The 16,186-nt window shown below is 64.3% G+C and carries 13 protein-coding genes; 5 read left to right on the plus strand and 8 right to left on the minus strand.

What is annotated here, in order from left to right:
* Nucleotides 1-216: 216 nt before the first annotated feature.
* Nucleotides 217-762, plus strand: coding sequence for a TPR end-of-group domain-containing protein (locus Pla111_RS07955; RefSeq protein ID WP_146573131.1), 546 nt, complete (start codon nt 217-219; stop codon nt 760-762).
* Nucleotides 763-900: 138 nt separating this feature from the next.
* On the opposite strand, the gene Pla111_RS07960 is transcribed toward Pla111_RS07955, so the two are convergent.
* From Pla111_RS07960 to Pla111_RS07980, 5 genes are all read right to left on the minus strand, one after another.
* Nucleotides 901-2,787, minus strand: coding sequence for a hypothetical protein (locus Pla111_RS07960; protein ID WP_146573133.1), 1,887 nt, complete (start codon nt 2,785-2,787; stop codon nt 901-903).
* 353 nt (nt 2,788-3,140) lie between these two features.
* Nucleotides 3,141-4,346, minus strand: a complete 1,206-nt coding sequence (gene dprA / locus Pla111_RS07965; protein WP_146573135.1) for a DNA-processing protein DprA — start codon at nt 4,344-4,346, stop codon at nt 3,141-3,143.
* 152 nt (nt 4,347-4,498) lie between these two features.
* Entirely contained in the window at nt 4,499-5,245 is a 747-nt protein-coding gene (locus Pla111_RS07970; protein ID WP_146573137.1) for a response regulator transcription factor, read from the minus strand.
* A 431-nt stretch (nt 5,246-5,676) separates the two neighbouring features.
* Nucleotides 5,677-6,873 carry a 3-dehydroquinate synthase gene (gene aroB, locus Pla111_RS07975; protein ID WP_231930826.1) on the minus strand — a complete coding sequence of 399 codons (1,197 nt, stop codon included), beginning with the start codon at nt 6,871-6,873 and terminating at the stop codon, nt 5,677-5,679.
* A gap of 10 nt (nt 6,874-6,883) precedes the next feature.
* Entirely contained in the window at nt 6,884-7,117 is a 234-nt protein-coding gene (locus Pla111_RS07980; protein ID WP_146573139.1) for a hypothetical protein, read from the minus strand.
* A 188-nt stretch (nt 7,118-7,305) separates the two neighbouring features.
* Between Pla111_RS07980 and Pla111_RS07985 the strand changes: the two genes are divergently transcribed.
* From Pla111_RS07985 to Pla111_RS08000, 4 genes are all read left to right on the plus strand, one after another.
* A complete protein-coding gene (locus tag Pla111_RS07985; protein WP_146573141.1) occupies nt 7,306-8,124 on the plus strand; it encodes a ParA family protein in 819 nt (272 codons plus the stop codon).
* 546 nt (nt 8,125-8,670) lie between these two features.
* A complete protein-coding gene (locus tag Pla111_RS07990) occupies nt 8,671-9,333 on the plus strand; it encodes an RNA polymerase sigma factor (RefSeq protein ID WP_146573143.1) in 663 nt (220 codons plus the stop codon).
* Between the two features lie 175 nt (nt 9,334-9,508).
* Nucleotides 9,509-10,696 carry a hypothetical protein gene (locus Pla111_RS07995; RefSeq protein ID WP_146573145.1) on the plus strand — a complete coding sequence of 396 codons (1,188 nt, stop codon included), beginning with the start codon at nt 9,509-9,511 and terminating at the stop codon, nt 10,694-10,696.
* 275 nt (nt 10,697-10,971) lie between these two features.
* Nucleotides 10,972-11,802, plus strand: a complete 831-nt coding sequence (locus tag Pla111_RS08000; RefSeq protein WP_146573147.1) for a hypothetical protein — start codon at nt 10,972-10,974, stop codon at nt 11,800-11,802.
* A 98-nt stretch (nt 11,803-11,900) separates the two neighbouring features.
* On the opposite strand, the gene Pla111_RS08005 is transcribed toward Pla111_RS08000, so the two are convergent.
* The 3 genes from Pla111_RS08005 to Pla111_RS08015 form a co-directional block, all read right to left on the minus strand.
* On the minus strand, nt 11,901-13,769 hold the full coding sequence (locus Pla111_RS08005; RefSeq protein ID WP_146573149.1) for an ABC transporter ATP-binding protein: 1,869 nt from the start codon (nt 13,767-13,769) through the stop codon (nt 11,901-11,903).
* Nucleotides 13,770-13,952: 183 nt separating this feature from the next.
* Nucleotides 13,953-15,023 carry an ABC transporter permease gene (locus tag Pla111_RS08010; RefSeq protein WP_231930828.1) on the minus strand — a complete coding sequence of 357 codons (1,071 nt, stop codon included), beginning with the start codon at nt 15,021-15,023 and terminating at the stop codon, nt 13,953-13,955.
* A gap of 161 nt (nt 15,024-15,184) precedes the next feature.
* Nucleotides 15,185-16,177, minus strand: a complete 993-nt coding sequence (locus tag Pla111_RS08015) for an ABC transporter permease (protein WP_146573151.1) — start codon at nt 16,175-16,177, stop codon at nt 15,185-15,187.
* Nucleotides 16,178-16,186: the final 9 nt, after the last annotated feature.

The raw sequence follows: 16,186 nt of genomic DNA on the forward strand, positions 1-16,186 counted from the left end.
GCAAATTTTGCCCCGCTGTTGCGAGCGGAACGGCACGTGAGCGACCCCGGCGTCGGTTAGTCCTCAATCCGTAACGACTTGCGTCGATCCGTGCGCCAAAGTGTTTGGCCTCTTGCAGGGTTGCGATAAAATCGGCGCAGCGGAAGAACCTGCGGGCTCATACCGCTAAACCGCTCGCCCGACGGATCCATCGGGCGTGACCCCCCCACTTACCCCTTGGCGTCCCTGGCTGTGATCCCGCCGACACTCGCCCAACGCTGCCGAACCCTGCTCCGCTGTGCCTCGCGTGAAGCGGAGGGCTATCTCGAATTGGGCATGCACGCGCAAGCCCTGCACACGCTGCAACGTCGGGGCCAGTTGGTCCACGGCGACGCCCGCGCCTGCTTCCTGCTGGGCGAAAGCCTCCGCGAGCTGCACCGCTACAGCGAAGCACTTTACCCGCTCCGCCGCAGCGCCGAACTGCGTCCGGCGGACTCCGATACGTGGCTCGCCCTGGGCTGGTGCTACAAGCGGAGCGGACACGTCGATCAAGCGGCCCAGGCGCTCGAGCAAGCCCTCGTTGTCACGCCGGACGAAGCGATTCTGCACTTCAACCTCGCGTGCTATTACAGCCTGCTCCGCCGACCGCTGGCGGCGCTGCGGAGTCTCAAACGCGCGATCGCTCTGGACCCGGTGATGAAGTCGCTCGTTGAAGACGAGAGCGACTTCGAGCCGCTCCGCCGCGATCCGGCTTTCGAGCTTCTGCTCCGCTCGATTCTTTAGCCGCCCGGCACACAAAAGCCGAACGCCGCTCACCGGCCAAGGGCCAGCGAGCGACGTTCGCACATCGGGGGGGGTCGTTATCGCCGCCGGCGGAACACCGTCCGCGAGCCGGGTCACACCGGCGGGCGAGTCGTTAGCTCAGTACTTCCACTCGACACCGGTCTGCAGACCGTGCAGCACGAGCGAGTCGTTCGAGTCGATGTGCGTCAGCAGCTCGGAGTTGGCGAAGCTCGCGGGGATCTGCTCCACCGCCAACGCCACGCCCGAGATGCCAATCAGTCGATAGGCCGCAGTCAGGCGGCAATTGCAGCTCACCTGGTAACCGACACCGGCGCGGAGCTCGCCGAGGAAGGAAACGTCTTGCCGGCTCGCCCGTATGGCGGCGTTGGTCGCGTCGCCGACAAAGCGGACCGTGCCGCCGCCACCGCTGTAGACCCGCTGATAGACGTCGATGTCGTTGCCGTACACGCCGAAGTTGGAGTCGGCGAACAGGTTCCACTTGCAACCCACCAACCAATTCATGCTGCAACCGAGCTGGAAACCAACCAGTTGGTTCTGGGTCTCGATGTCGTGGAACAGCACGTTATCGTCATCGATCGGGAAGCCCGTGTAAGCGGTCGGTTCTCCGGCGATGGGCGTCCCCGTGCCGTCGACGGTCGAGAACTGCACCGCGTTCTGCCAGTCTTCGTCGATGCGCAGGTAGCGCACGCCGGCGACGCCGTTGATGAAGAACCGACGGGGCGGGCGACCGCACGGGGCGCAGCCACTGCCGCCACCACAGGCATCGGGGCCACAACCACTTACGCCACAGGCGTTCGCTGCGCCCCCCATCAAGCGGCCGCCACCAACTCCCAGCCCGCCAACTTCCACCGGGCAGCCGAACCGCCAGAAGTTGAGCTCCAGGTTCTGAACCTGAAAGTTCTGCCGCACGCGGACACCCACCACGCGGATATCGTTCGGTGCCGCGTTCTCGACGGGCATCTGATGATCAACGTAATCGTTCATCGGACGGTACGACCACGCACCACCGGCGCTGTCGCGGTCGTACTCCAATCCGGAGTAGTCGATCATGCCGTAGATCCGCGGATCGGCAGCGGGGCTGAGCGGAGAGGTGATGAGCGTGGTGGCCTGGCTCTCATCATCGTTGAGCGCCCAGTAGCCGATCTCCCACGCGAAGGGCTGGCAGCCACCGCACGGATCGTTGCCAAACGTGCTACCAAAGCGAATCTCGCCGCCCCACTGCGGATCAATATCGGCGGCCGTGGTGAACAGGAAGTTCTCGGTCGTTGGCGGGTAGTAGGGCGTGGTGATCGACGACTCGTCCTGAATCGTGACGGCCGTGGCAGCCTTGCCCGGATTGTCGCGCTCCATGTACAGGCCATAGACCCCCGCGAACCACTGCCGCCTCGGACGCGCCGGTGCCAGGTTACAGGCCGGCGCACACGGCGCGGCACCGTAAGCGGCCCCGCCATCGCAACCCGGGCCCGCTTGTGTGTAGGTGTCCCAAGAGACCCCTTGGTTGCAATCGCCCGTCGCGCAGCCCTGCTGTCCGTAGGCACTGGCGTGCATCGGCTGCCCCTCATGACCGTAAGTCATCTGCGGAGCTTGCTCGTAATGCTGAACGGGGCCGGACAGCGGAACCGGGGCGTACAGCGTCGGCTGCGGGCTCGGGTTCGATTCAGGGGCCGCAATCGGCTCGACCGGTTCGGGCAGCGTCTGAGCAACCCGATACTGCGGCGCGCCGTAGCCGGGCTGCGAGTATCCAGGCTGGCCAGAGGCGGGCTGGCCGTAGCTCTGCTGGCCGTAGCTCTGCTGGGCGTAGGCCGGCGGAGCCGCGTAGCTTGGCTGGGCCCCGTAGACCGGTTGGGCCGGACGGTAGACGCCCTGGGGCGCGGTCTGAGCCGGTGCCGCTTGGTAGTTGTTTGCCGTGACGAACTGTGCCAACGCCGGGGTGACCGATCCGCCAGCAACGGCAAGTGCCGCTGCGGCCGCCAGCCGACGCGTTGTGAGAGCCAAAAGGGTCATCCGTGTCCTCTCCTGCGTTTGCGCGTCGCTCAATCCTTGAGCGATCGGGTCGTTCGGTTCGCCCGTTCGTCTGTCATCGACAGACACCGGCGTCTAACTACTGGTCTGAGCGGCGGGGGCGCGGGAACGCTCCCTAGGCAGTCAGATCGGCGTTCAAGGCCCGACGATCGTTGGAATCGCCCCTGCTGACGGCAGAATCCTGCTGACCGCAACGGAGCCGTCAGCACATACGGCACGGGTCACGCGAACAAAAGCAATTACCCATCCGGCAAACTTTACCAATCCGCAACCGACCATTACCCCCTGAACGCTGTACCCGCTGCAGCCAGCGCGGAATCGGACCGGGCAAACCGTTAAGATCGACGAGCCACCATCACCCCGCTCAGCCGCTCGATGCGGCCGGCCAGTTCCAGCAGGCTCACCGTGGCGAGCACCTTGTGGGCGGGCAAACCCGCGCTGTCGATCAGGGTGTCGATCGCGGTCGGCCCCACGCCGATCGCCTCCCAAACGCGCTGCTCAACCTCAGACAACGGCGGAAGAGCTGCTGACCTCGAGGGGGCAGAATCCGGCGCTACTGGTACCCCCACGGCAGCGTTTGGCCGCGGGTCGATCACGCCACAGGCCTCGAGCGTTTCCAACTCCGCGAGGATGTCGTCCACCCCCGTGATGAGCTTGGCCCCCTCCTGAATGAGCTGGTGACAGCCGGCCGCTTGAGGGTTGTCGATCACACCGGGGAGGGCGAACACATCCCGATCCTGCTCAGCGGCATGCCGAGCCGTGATCATCGCCCCGCTCCGCCGCGCGGCCTCGACCACCACCACCCCCAACGAGACGCCGCTGATAATACGGTTGCGCTGCGGAAACGAACCGCTCATCGGCGGCATCCGCGGCGGTGACTCGGCCAACAACGCTCCCCGGCGGGCCACCGCCTCGGCGAGTTCGGCGTGTTCGGGTGGATAAATCTTGAGGAGCCCCCCGGCCATGATCGCCAGCGTTCGCCCGCCCGCTTCCAAACATGCCCGATGGGCCGCCGCATCGATCCCTCGGGCTAGCCCGCTGACCACGGTAACGCCTGCCCGCGCGAGCCCGGCCGCCAACTCACCGGCGTACCGCAAACCGTAACGCGATGCCCTGCGGGTGCCCACGATGGCGATCGCGCGCGTGTCCGTCGGAGCAACCTGACCGCGGCAGTACAGCACCGGCGGCGCATCGCCGAGCTGTGCTAGGCGCGGCGGGTACTCCGGGGTCCCGAGCACCAGCGGACGAATGCCGGCGGTGGCCGCCTGCCGCAACTCACCGCGCGCCGTCGCTTCATCCGGAGCCGCACCAATCGCCTGCGCCAACTTCGGACCCACGCCCGGTGCCCCGGTGAGCTCTTGCGGCGAGGTCCGTAGCACCCGCTCAGCGTCGCCAAAGGCCTCGATCAGCCGGCGACGCAGCAGGGGTCCTACGCCGCGGACCGATGCAAGCCGCACCTCGGCCAGCAGCGCGCTCGAAAAAACCGGGGCATTAACGGCCTCGATCGGCGGCGAGGGCGGCGGCGGCGGGGGATCAATCATCGCCTGCTGACAATAGTCAGCCGACCGCCACGACGCTATCGCTCGCCCGCAAGCCGTGCCGCCCCGACGCCGGTGCTCTCTTACCGGCCTTTGAGGCTGCCGGTTCGGTGCCGAACGCGATCAGCGTCAATTCGGGCAACGCACGGCCCGCTTCACGCATCGACTGTCGAACTACGGGTTGATCGCTTGCGCCCGTTCAGCAGAGCGGGGACGCGATCGACTCCGGCGATTCCGATGTTGAGAATCAGCTGCGAGACGCTCGCCGCGTTCATCTTCTTCATCAGCTTCGAGCGACGCAGCTCGACGGTACGCAGACCAATGCCCAGCTGTAGGGCGATCTGCTTGTTGGCGGCACCTTGAAGCATGGCCATCAGGACCTCGGCTTCGCCGCTGGTGACGGTCGTCAGTCGTTGGCGGAAGTCTGCCGTCCGACGCCGATCCGCGCCGGCTGCCAGAGCAACCCCTACGGGCTCGCGCAGCGAAGCGGCAAGTTTGTCGGCCGAGGCGGGCAAGAGCATGAGTCCGCTGGCACCCTGGGCCATGTAGCTCATGGCGTGCTCGACCGTGGCTCCCGCGGCAGCGACCAGCACCGGTGCTGAATCGGTCGCGGGGATCGCCCGGCGGATCGGTTCGATGGCGTAGAGCTTCTCGGCTCGGCCGACGAGCACCACGAGGTCGGGCAGCGGAGATTCTTTGACAACACGGACGCACCACGGCTCAAAGTCGTCGTGCAGCTTGGTGTGACAACCCAGTTTGCGGAGCGCGGCTTGGATCTCGCTGGCGTCCAAGGGATCGCAGCGCACGAGATGCACAAGAATCGGTTCAGGGGCGAGGGGGGAGGCCGATTCTTCGGGTCCCTTCGCGGCGCCGATCGAGCTCGGCGGCGTATTCGCGGTCATTGCGAGATTGGAGCTGTCGTTCGCTTACCGCGAGCTGGCAGGCGCCGCGGCAAGCTAAGTGGGGCTAAGAACAGTTAAGATCCCCGCGCGAACAGCTGGCAGGGAGGACTAATCGTGCAGGGCTCGCAGGATGAACCGATCCCGCATTTCTCGCCAGCATTTGGTAGACAAAAATCGAACTAATCTTGCCTCTTCGGAGCCTCGGGGAAAAAACACCGAAACGCGCAAGGACAAAACAGGCGGATTGCCGCAAGAAAACGCCGTATTGCGTAAGATTTCGCCAAGCGGCCCCCCCGCTGCCCCCACAGGCCGACAGTGATGGCGGATCGTTTCTTTCGCACCAAAGTGACATTAGTAACAGCTACTGCCCGACGCCATCCCCCACCGCTTGGCGCGCCACGGGCTGCGTCTCTTGCTCCCGCGACCTTTACTCAACCGCGGATCGAGGCAATCACCAGGGCCTCGTCGCTCGGACCGGCGACCATTTCGACTTCACCGATGCGTGTCGGCAAGACGAAGCGTAGCTCGCCATCGTGCACCTTCTTGTCGCGGTACATGAGCTGTACCAACTCGTCAGGATCAAGATCCTCGGGCGTCTGGGTATCGAGACCCAGACGCTCCATGAGCGCGAGTTGGCGTGTCGTAACGCTCGCGTCGATACGGCCCATCTGCTCAGCAAGACGCGAAGCGCACGCCATGCCGATCGCCACGGCTTCGCCGTGCAGGAGGCGCTCATAGCCGGTCGCCGCTTCTAAGGCGTGGCCGAACGTGTGGCCGTAGTTCAGCACGGCGCGGCGGCCTGTGATCTCCCGCTCGTCGGCTTCCACTACGTCTGCCTTCAATCGACACGAGCGCTCGATGATCTGCCGCAACACGCTCGCGTCACGGGCGTTGATCGCGTCCGCATGGGCCTCGAGGTAGGCGAAAAAGTCGGCGTCCAGAATCACCCCGTACTTCACGACCTCGGCTAGTCCTGCGCGGTACTCACGATCGGGCAGCGTGCCGAGCACGTCCGTATCGATCAGCACACCGTGCGGCTGCCAGAAGGCACCAACCAGGTTCTTGCCCCCTTCAAGGTTGATGCCAACCTTACCGCCGACCGAGCTATCGACCTGCGCCAGCAGCGTTGTGGGCGTTTGAAAGAAAGTGAGACCGCGGGTGTAAGTCGCCGCGACAAAACCCGCCAGATCGCCGATCACTCCCCCACCGACCGCCATCACCACCGATTGCCGATCGCATCCTTCATCGAGCATGGTCTCCCACAGGCTGACCGCCACCTCGCTGGATTTGCTCATCTCTCCCGCGTCGACCACGAGCACCTGGGTCTCGATGCCGGCTTCGACAAACCGATCCGCCATTGCGTCGCCGTAGAGGCCGTCTACGTTCGAGTCGGTGATAACCGCCAGGTGCGCAACGGCGGCCCGCTCGGTCGCGAAGGCCACCGCGTCGGCCAGCACGCCCCGTCCGATGCGGATGTCGTAGCTGCGTTCGGCAAGATTGACACGAACCGTCGAAACGTCGTCGCTCATCGGTGAGTCGCGGGGTTGAAAAGTAGAAGAAGGGGGAACGGGGCGATCGATGCCAGCAGCGATCAGCCGCAGCAACCGTCCCCACAAAGGGGGACGCAAGCGAATCAGCTCACGCGAGCCGATCCAGGTCAAATGCCGTCACAATGATGCGTCGGCAGAAGCCGGTATGTACCCGAACGTACTCAAGCCCCGTGGCTTGGTCGGGTGCCGCGTGCAACTGGGCGGCAAACGCTTCGCGCTTGCCCGCGCTCCAGTCGGCAACCCGCTGGCGGATCTCCGCCGGCCAGTGTGTCGTATGCTCGACCACGAGCGCTTCGCGGTAGGGGTCAAAGTCATCAGGCATGGGGCAAGCAGCACTCGGTTTACGGGCCTCTCACCAAGTTATAGCCGGCAACCCGGTCCCGCCGGCAGCGGGGGCCGCGCTTGCTAGCGTTGCGCTCACGACTGGTCTGGGACCGCTCGCGACGGATCCATAGACTCCCCACCTGATTCCTCTGAAGCCACACCCCTTTCTTCCCAGCGGCCCGCGGCATGCGTTCCCTCGCAGTGATCAACCAGAAGGGTGGCGTCGGTAAGACGACCACCGCGGTCAATCTTGCCGCCGCCCTCGCCGCCGACGGCTGTCGCGTGGGCGTTGTTGACCTGGATCCCCAGGCCCACGCCTCGCTGCACCTAGGGGCCGATCCCAAGCGTCCGCTGCCAACGACCTACGACCTGCTCACCGCAGACGCCACGATCGACCAGCTCTGGCGTCCCGCGGGCGAGCGGCTGTGGGTTGCCCCCGCGCATATTGACCTAGCCGCTGCCGAAGTCGAGCTCGCCGGCGTGGTCGGCCGCGAACTGATCCTCCGCGACAAGCTCGCGGCGAATACGCTGCCGCTCGATTACGTGCTGCTAGACTGCCCCCCCTCGCTGGGCGTGCTCACGCTGAACGCCCTCTCGACCGTCGACGACGTGTTCCTGCCGCTCCAGCCCCACTTTCTCGCGCTGCATGGGCTGAGCAAGCTCATGCAAACGGTCGAGCTCGTCGCGGAACGGCTCAACCCGCGGCTCGCGATGGCGGGCGTCGTTCTGTGCCTCTACGAAACGGGCACCCGACTCGCGACCGAGATCACCTCGGATGTCGAGTCTTACTTCGATCACCTCCGCTCGTCCGGCGGAAGGGCGTGGCGGAATGTCCGTCTGTTCGACACCCGCATCCGCCGCAACATCCGTCTGGCCGAGGCCCCGAGTTATGGTCAGTCGATTCTTGACTACGACCCCTCGAGCCGCGGGGCTCAGGACTATCGGCAGCTTGCTGCCGAGGTAGCGGCGTACTACGCCGGCAGGCAGCTTTCCGAAGCCGCCTGAGTGCTTGTGAATCGTTTCACAAGCCAATATCTGCCAACCCTTTGCGAAGATCTTAGGGAACCCGCTGCGCGCTCGAATCGTCAATCAGACGAAGCGTTCGTTGGCGGAAGTGAGGCGATTTGCTGTGCCGTTGTGAGACAGGCCGTCTCATTTTGAGAAAAGTCGCGGTCGCTTCGATTGCAACGCTCTGCAAGTTTGGCAGTGCCCAAGGTGCTGTAGCTCACCGAGGGAAGTACTGAACAAAAGGGCGCCTACCCGCGTAAATCCCCAACCCTTCAATACTTAACACAAGATCAAGTACTGCAAGACAAGTGACTACAACTGAAAATGGCACAGCGGTTGCTTATGTAGCTCCCATCATTCTTGCCAGCGACTGCCACGGACGACAGACGACGGTCGCTAGCAAGAAACCTCGGACCCCAAGGAATAACCCTGCGATTCGTTGCGAATCGCGGAGTAAGGGGTCTGGGGGTAACAACATCCCCCGTCGTGAGACGAACGGCTTCGTCCGCACGGTCGGAGATTGAAAGAGAAAGGGTCGCCAAGATGCCGACGCTCACCACCCAAAACCGTCAAAACGCCACTGACCTCGATCGCATTGCGCTCGAGGACCTCGCCGACGAGCAGCTTCTTACGCTGCATCAGCAGGCCGGTCCGAGCGCTGCCGATCGGCCCTATCTCGCAACGCTTATCAAGCGTTACGAGCGTGAGCTGTTCAGCTTTCTCCGCCGCTACCTAGGCGATGCGGCTCTGGCCGAAGACGCCTTTCAAGCGACTTTTCTGCAGGTTCACCGTAAGGGGCACCTGTTCGATACCTCGCGTAAGTTCCGGCCGTGGCTGTACACCGTCGCAACCAATCGGGCCATCGATCTGCAGCGTCGCAACAAGCGGCACCAAGCGGTCAGCTTGGATCGATCAAATCGGTCGGAACACGCCGAGGTGGGCTCGCTCCGCGATCTTTTGGCCTCTTCTGAGGCCGGACCGGGCGAACGCTTTGAGTCGGCCGAGCGTACGGAATGGGTCCGGCGAGCGGTTGCCGCACTGCCTGAGCAGTTGCGATCGGCCGTATCGCTGGTTTACTTCAAGGGCATGAAATATCGCGAAGCGGCGGTTGAGCTCGATATCCCTGTGGGAACGGTCAAAAGCCGGCTCCACTCGGCGGTCGGTCAGCTCGGCCAGCAATGGCGTGAGACGCACCCGGGCAGCTGATGCCCCGGCAGGGCGTGTGACGCTCGGTTGCGATAGCTCTCGCTTCGATCGCCTCGTCACCCCCCGCCAAGCTATGCTAAAGAACGCTACCGGCCGAGGTCCTTCCCCCACCCCGCGGGACCTCGGTCGGTATTTTTTCGATGTTCCAAAGCGTAGCTGAAGTCGGATCTCCGGCATGCGACACGACGACCAACCGCTTGACGACGACCCGAGGGACGACTGTCCGATCGCCGGCACGAGCTCGGGCGAATCGCTCGCCCCGCGTCCGAATGACGAGTGCCTTGTCGCCTTGCTCATGGGCGAGGCGGACGCCGCTCAAGAAGCCGCTCTGCGCCGTCGGGCCGCGAACGACCCCCGCCTGCGTGAGCGGATCGTGCAGATCGCAGCCTGCCTCGACATGCCCCCGCCCGAGTGGGCGTTGGAAGCCGATCTGCTTTCGGACCTCGACCGGCGCGACGCCGAGCCGCCCCTCGGGCTTGCCGCTCGTACCGCGGCGACCGTGCTGAGTGAATCGGGCGTCTTTGCCCCTGCCGAAGTCTCTGGCTGCACGAAGCGATTATCGCTGCTCGACACGACGGCGCTCGCAACGATCCTCGGGCTGGCGTTCGCGCTAGCGGCCCCTTCGCTGCTCAGCTCGCGCGAAGCGTCGCGACGTGTCGTGTGCGAAGACCAACTGCGCAGCATCGGTCAAGCGCTACTCGCCTACTCGAACGAACACCAGGGCCGCTTCCCGGAAGTCGGCCCCACCGATCCGGCCGGGATCTACAGCGTGCGACTGGCTGACGCGGGCTACTACGATCGCGAGGCGTTGCGCGACGCCTTGGTGTGCCCCGCCACGCTGGGCATGCAGCCCCGTGGTGTGCCCCAAGCCCCCGTCTTTGTACCAACCCTTGCCGAACTCGACGCGGCACCGCGCGTGCTCTACGAGCAGCTCAAGCACCTGATCGGCGGCAGCTACGCTTACGCGCTTCCGCATGTGGAGAAAGATCAGCTCTGCCCGGTCACCAATTGCGGCAGTTGCCGCACACCAATTCTTGCCGACGCCCCAATCGGGCCTTGCCGCAGCTTGTCGGTCCACGCCGAGGGGCAGAACGTGCTGTTCCAAGACGGCGGGTTGCGGTTCGTGTCGGGCCCCTGGAAGCCAGGTGGCGTCGACCACCTCTACCGCAACACCAGCGGTCTGGTCGCCGCGGGCGAGTCCTCGCACGACGTGGTGCTAGCGCGGAGCGGCGACTCGGCTGCGGTCTCGGCGGCGATTGCCCGCCGTACGCCCCTCTCTCGGCTGCCGGTGGTACCGCAGTGGGTGTTCAGCGTCGAGATCGTCAACGGCTCGGCGACAGCCGTCCGCATTCGCCAGCAGTAGCAAGGCGGCGGACTCGGTTGCGGGATCCGATCGCGGGTCGAACAGCAACCGTGAGAAGGCGGCGGCGTGAGTCACGGCAAACGATGACCGCCGGAGACAACGGCACCGACGTGTTGTTTTTTCGCAACGTCTGACTACCGCTTTAGTTCGGCAAGCAAGCTGTAAACCCACGCCCTGCAACGGGTTTCGTGTCTCATCGGGCCAACTGGCGCAGGGGTTGCATCGATCGCAAGGCAAAGCTCAAAACACGCGCCTTCCGTCCCCCTTGCGCTCGCATGCACGCACGTCAGCTCGTCGAATACGCCGGTTTGGCGGCGCTGCACGCGCCGTCGCTGATCGAGCAACCGGCTCCGCTCGGCGACGACGCGCTCGCGGAGTACTGGGTCGCCTCGCGTTGCCGGATGGACGAATGGGGGCGCGCGCTCCGCTTGCTCGGCCACAGCCAGTCCGCGGCCGCTACCCCCCAGGCACCCTGCCTTGCCGCGCTGGGCGAAGAGATTCTGCTGAGCGAGGTGCTTGCGCGCATCGTTGCCGCGATCACGGCCGCTCACGATCAATCTTTGCACGTCAACGAGTCCGCACCGATCGGCAGCAACACGCTTGAGGGGTGTATCGAGGCACGGCAACGCTGGCGAACTCTCGCGGCGGCCTGGTGGCCGGCCGATTCGCCCAAGCGGCGTCTGCTGCGGAGCCTCGAAAAGCGGGCCGCGCATTGGTCAGACGTGCTGCTCGCTTACGTTGCGCGGGGCGGCAACGTCGATGCGTTCGCGCTCGATGTGTCGCGATTGCGCGAGTTTGCCTACGACGCCCACCCGCACAACGCGGTGGGTTCCGAGGCGGTTGCCGAGCTGCTGCGGTTCTCGCTTTCGGCAGCATTCTCCGCCGCGACGCGGCCCCCCGTCTGTGGCGATCTCAACCGCCGTATCTGCGGCGCAGCGCTGGGGCTCTTCTCGGATACAAGCTTCGACGGGCTCGGTCTGCTGCGCAGGCCCTGGATGATTCGCGCCGAGCGATCGGCAGAACAGGCCAGCACCCTGATTGCGGCGCTGCTGCAAGACGGTCTCTCGAACCCAAGGTTGCCGGCCCCCGCGCGATGGCGACGCTGAGCCTGCGACGCTCAGCCTGCGACGCTGCGCCTACGACGATGGGCCCGCATTTTTGCGCCTGCGGTTCTGTGGCATGCCGGCTGGGATCGTGCAGCGACTCAGTCCGCTGTGGCGGCTTGCCGCGCAGCGACACGCCGGCGGATGTCTTGCACATCGTCGTCGGGCGTGGCAGCGATCAGGCGGCGGGTGTATTCCTGCTGCGGATCGGCATAGATCGCTTCGGAAGGACCAAACTCCACGATCTTGCCCGCGTTCATCACCGCCATCATGTCGGCCATAAACTTCACGACGGAAAGGTCGTGGCTGATGAAGATGTAGGTCAAGCCGCGCTTCTCTTGCAGTGCCTTCAGCAGGTTGAGCACTTGGGCCTGCACCGACACGTCGAGCGCCGAAACGGACTCGTCGCAGACGATAAATTCGGGCTCGACAGCCAGCGCGCGCGCGATGCAGATCCGCTGCCGCTGGCCCCCTGAGAACTCGTGCGGATAGCGACGCAGGTGATCGGGGGGCAGGTCCACTTCGCGGAGCAGCTCCACGGCACGGTCGCGGCGATCAGCGCGATTGGTGCCCAAGCCGTGAACCGCCATCGGCTCGATGAGGGTCGATTCGATCGTCATCCGCGGATTCAACGAACCGTAAGGGTCTTGGAAGATGATCTGCAGGCGGCTCCGCATCTTCTTAAGCGCGGCCCCTTGGAGCGAGGCAACGTCGATCCCGTCAAAACGGATCGATCCGCTGGTGGGATCGACCAGGCGGAGGATCGCGCGGCCGGCAGTGGTTTTGCCGCACCCCGACTCGCCGACCAGCCCCAGCGTTTGCCCGCGGTAAACATTAAAGGAAACGCCGTCTACCGCTTTGACGTGTCCCACGACGCGCGAGAAGACGCCCCGTTTGATCGGGAAGTGCACCCGTAGATCGTCCACCGCCAAGAGCGGCTTGGTGCCCTCCTCGACACTTTGCGTGTCGGGAGCCAGCAGCCCGTCGGTCCACGGGTGCCCCAGTGTGGCGAGCTCGCTCTTGGAGTGCAGCAATCGGCCCCGCCCGTGCGAGGTCATCCGCCGGATATCGTCCTCAGAGAGCTTGGTCTCGATGACGCGTGTGGTCATCGACCCATCGGGCAACGGCTCTTGCACCGTCTGCATAAAGTCGGCGACGGTCGGCAACAAACGGTACGGCGTGTTGAGCCGCGGTCGGCACGACAACAATCCTTTGGTGTAGGGATGCTGAGGATTCTCGAAGATCTCTAGCACCGAACCGTACTCGACCATTTTCCCACGGAACATAACGAGCACGTCATCCGCAATCTCGGCGATCACGCCCAGGTCGTGGGTGATAAACAGGATCGACATGCCGCGCGTGTCGCGCAGACGACGGAGGATCTCTAGAATCTGCGCTTGGATGGTGACGTCGAGGGCGGTGGTTGGCTCGTCGGCGATCAGCAGCTTGGGATTGCAGCTGAGCGCCATCGCGATCATCACGCGCTGCTTCTGCCCGCCGGACATCTGATGCGGATAGCTATCGACCCTGACAGCGGGCTCGGGGATGCCGACCTCGTCGAGCAGTTCAATCGTGCGGCGGCGGGCCTCGGACTTCGAGAGCTTCTGGTGAAGCCGGAGGGCCTCGATGATCTGATCGCCCACGGTGAAGACCGGGTTGAGCGAGGTCATCGGCTCTTGAAAGATCATGCTCACGTCCGAGCCGCGGATGGAGCGCATCTGGGGCTCGGGGAGGCCAACCAGATCTTTGCCGAGCAGCGCGATCGAGCCCGACTCGATCCGAGCGGAACCGGCCAGCAGCCGCATGATGGATAGCGACGTGACGCTCTTGCCCGAGCCGCTCTCACCGACGATGCCCAGGGTGCGGCCCTCGTCGACACGGAACGAGATATCATCCACTGCCCGCACGACCCCCTCCTCCGTGTGGAAGTAGGTGCGGAGGTTCTTGATGTCGATGACGGAGTTGGACATCGCGGATCGCTCACAGATCACTTAGTGGGGGGGGGAAGAATCGGATGCGTCCGCAGAGAACGAGAAATCGATTGTAGCGCGAGACTCAAGATAGCGGTCGGACCCCGCTTCGCCGAGCGTGCGCGGGGCTGTGCTCGGAACTCACATGGACGCACAAGGCGTGCAGCGGCACCGCGTGAGGGGTTATTCGGCACCGGCGAGTCGTGGATCGGTCGATTCCTGCAGGCCTTCGCCGATCAGGTTATAGGCGAGCACCGTCAAAAAGATGGCGACCCCCGGGAACACAATCAGCCACCACATCTGCTGGTTGCCGCGGCCATCGTTCAGCAGCGCACCCCAACTCGGATTAGGAGGCGGGGCACCGAAGCCCAAGAACGACAGCGCACTTTCGGTCAGGATGGCCGAGGCGATGCCGAACGTGACCGGCACCAAGACCGGAGCCATGGCGTTCCGCATCAGGTGACGGAACATGATCGCGGTTCGGCCCACGCCTATGGCTCGCGCCGCGACGACGTAGTCTAGCTCCTTCAGTCGGAGAAACTCGGCGCGAGTCAATCGGGCGATGCCGGTCCACCCCGTGACGCCCAGCACCGCCATTAGGTGCCAGATCGTCGGGCGCTCAAGCACCGCGATCAGTGCCAGGATGAGCACCAGCGACGGCACGCACATGACCACCTCGATCAACCGGCTGAGCGCCGTATCGATCCACCCGCCAAAGAAACCGGCCGTGGCACCCACGATGACACCGATCGTCGTCGCGATGCCCATCGAGACAAACCCCACCAGCAGCGCGGTGCGGGCACCGTGAACCATCTGGGCGAACACATCTACCCCAGCACGGTTGGTGCCAAACAAGTTGAAACGGTTGGGACGCCCCTCGTCGCGGGTGGGATTGGCGGGTTGATCGGGCCACTCTCCGTCGCGCACGCGGCGGTAAGGATCCTGATAAACCAGCGGCCAGATCGCCCAGCTCGCGGGGTCTTTTTCACGCAGCTTGGCCGGATAGACGTTGCGGAAACGATCCTTCCGGAAGACAGCGTTCTCCCACGAACGGTTGAAATAGCCCAGCGCCGGAAAGTAGAGCTTGCCCTGATACGAGCATACCAACGGCTTGGTGCCGGCGATCGCCGGCGACAGCAACGCCACGAGCCCCATCATCACCACATAGGCCAGCGCGATCATCGCTAGCCGACGCTTGGCGAAGCGTCGCCAGACCTCTTGCCAAAATCCTCGGCTCGCTGGTTCCGTGCTCAAACTAAGCTCACTCCTGATCGAACCCGGTCACGACCCGCTGCTTAAAAAACCCCTCCGAAGAGGAAGGGCTGATCGGCGGTGTGACGCTCGGGAAAGAACTCGGTGGGGGGGATTGTTGGGGGGATCGGTGGGGAAATTAAAAGTCTGACTTGGCCAGGTGGCTACGAGTAGCTAACGCGGGGATCGACCCACGCGTACAGCGTGTCGGCCAGCAACTGCCCGAGCAGCGTCAACGTGCTGAACATCAGCAGCAGACCCATCAGAACGGGGTAGTCGCGTTCGCGGATCGATTCAAAGAACAGCTTGCCCATGCCCGGCCAACTAAAGATCTGCTCGAGGATGATCGAACCCGACAGCAGCGCTGGCAGCGTCAGACCGATCATGGTCACGAGCGGGATCATCGTGTTCCGCAACGCGTGCCGAACCAGCACCCGCAGCGGACCCACCCCTTTTGCCCGGGCCGTGCGGATATAGTCCTGCCGGACCACCTCTTGCAGGTTCGCCCGCACGAACCGGCTGTAATACGCCAAGCTGCCGTAGGTGTAGCAGGTGATCGGTAGGATCGCGTGCCGCAAAAGGTCGAGCACCTGCGCGCCTTTGGACAGGTCATTGAAGTTATCGCTCACCATGCCAAACAGGGGCAGCTCCCAGGCGGTGCCCCGGAGTTCAATCGCGAACCAGGTTTGCAGCAGCAGCGCCGCGACAAACGAGGGGAGCGAGTACAGCATGTAAAGCAGCGTGCTCAGCACGCGTTCATCGGGCTTGTTCGCCCGCGCGGTCGAGTACAGACCCAGCGGGATCGAGAGCAAGTACGTCAACGAAAGAGACGACAGCGACAGCAGCAGCGTTGGCCCGATCCGTTCGCTGATGATCGCGGCCACTTTGGTGTTGCGTGACAACGAGACCCCCAGATCGCCTCGCACGATCCGGCCGAGCCAATCGAAGTAAGCGACATACCACGGGTCATTCAGACCGAACACCTCGCGCATGCGTTCCAGGTCTTCGGCCCGTGGCATCTTGTCGGGACCCATCGACTCCATCTGCATCAGCAGCGGATCGCCCGGCATAAGCCGAATCAGCCCGTACACCAAAAAGGTGATCAACGCGAGCGTAACCGCAGCGAGCAGGAAGCGACGAATCAGGTAGTCGAGCATGGCGGATCG

Source organism: Botrimarina hoheduenensis (genome assembly GCF_007859815.1).
Taxonomy (GTDB): domain Bacteria; phylum Planctomycetota; class Planctomycetia; order Pirellulales; family Lacipirellulaceae; genus Botrimarina; species Botrimarina hoheduenensis.

Excerpts from the sequence above, each read along its gene's own strand:
- Pla111_RS07960 (WP_146573133.1), bottom strand. The coding sequence starts at position 2,787 with ATGACCCTTTTGGCTCTCACAACGCGTCGGCTGGCGGCCGCAGCGGCA.
- dprA (WP_146573135.1), bottom strand. The coding sequence starts at position 4,346 with ATGATTGATCCCCCGCCGCCGCCGCCCTCGCCGCCGATCGAGGCCGTT.
- Pla111_RS07970 (WP_146573137.1), bottom strand. The coding sequence starts at position 5,245 with ATGACCGCGAATACGCCGCCGAGCTCGATCGGCGCCGCGAAGGGACCC.
- Pla111_RS07980 (WP_146573139.1), bottom strand. The coding sequence starts at position 7,117 with ATGCCTGATGACTTTGACCCCTACCGCGAAGCGCTCGTGGTCGAGCAT.
- Pla111_RS07985 (WP_146573141.1), top strand. The coding sequence starts at position 7,306 with ATGCGTTCCCTCGCAGTGATCAACCAGAAGGGTGGCGTCGGTAAGACG.
- Pla111_RS07990 (WP_146573143.1), top strand. The coding sequence starts at position 8,671 with ATGCCGACGCTCACCACCCAAAACCGTCAAAACGCCACTGACCTCGAT.
- Pla111_RS07995 (WP_146573145.1), top strand. The coding sequence starts at position 9,509 with ATGCGACACGACGACCAACCGCTTGACGACGACCCGAGGGACGACTGT.
- Pla111_RS08000 (WP_146573147.1), top strand. The coding sequence starts at position 10,972 with ATGCACGCACGTCAGCTCGTCGAATACGCCGGTTTGGCGGCGCTGCAC.
- Pla111_RS08005 (WP_146573149.1), bottom strand. The coding sequence starts at position 13,769 with ATGTCCAACTCCGTCATCGACATCAAGAACCTCCGCACCTACTTCCAC.
- Pla111_RS08015 (WP_146573151.1), bottom strand. The coding sequence starts at position 16,177 with ATGCTCGACTACCTGATTCGTCGCTTCCTGCTCGCTGCGGTTACGCTC.